1 pseudogene is annotated in these 599 nt (G+C 43.1%); it reads right to left on the bottom strand.

Going from position 1 to position 599, the window contains the following annotated elements:
• Nucleotides 1–581: pseudogene (locus ACFIMI_RS09785) on the bottom strand (hypothetical protein); the annotation flags it as partial.
• Nucleotides 582–599: the final 18 nt, after the last annotated feature.

The raw sequence follows: 599 nt of genomic DNA, 5'->3' as shown, positions 1-599 counted from the left end.
GCATATAGCTGGTTACCCGCTACAGCATCCGTTGACGTTCTACTAATGTCTCCATTTTTAAGAGACGTTATCTTGCTGCTCTCTTTACTGTCCCCATGCGTCGCTACAAACGCACCTTTAGCCTTATCCCACAACAAGGCGTCAGCCTGAGCAGTGGTAATTTCATTGGTAATCTCTTTATGTAAATCCGTGAAAGAAGTTCCTACACCGGCAAACGCTGAAGCCACATCTGTATAGCTCTCCTCACTCTCAGTTCCATCAGATTTTACTGTTTTAACCGTGAACTTAGGTTTGCTCCATTTGCCATCCTCATACTTAGCTCCTCCACCTAAAGATTGTGCAACTTTATCACCTAGAGCATAAAGCTGGTTACCCGTTACAGCATCCGTGGAACCATCCTTAATGACGCCATCTAAAAGAGATGTAAGCTTGCTATTGCTTTTGCTATCTTTCTCTCCATGCGTCGCTACAAAGGCATGTGCAGCGTCGCTCCATAATAAAGCATCACCATTAACCGCTTGAGTAATATTACTTAGTTTTTCATCAAACTTTTTGACCTCATTAGACAGATGAGTGTTCACATTCTTGACACTCGTATC

It is taken from the genome of Bartonella sp. AP4SXKL (assembly GCF_042195845.1).
Classification (GTDB): domain Bacteria; phylum Pseudomonadota; class Alphaproteobacteria; order Rhizobiales; family Rhizobiaceae; genus Bartonella.
The sequence above is the reverse complement of the archived record's forward strand: the minus strand, read 5'-3'. Positions and strand labels throughout refer to the sequence as shown.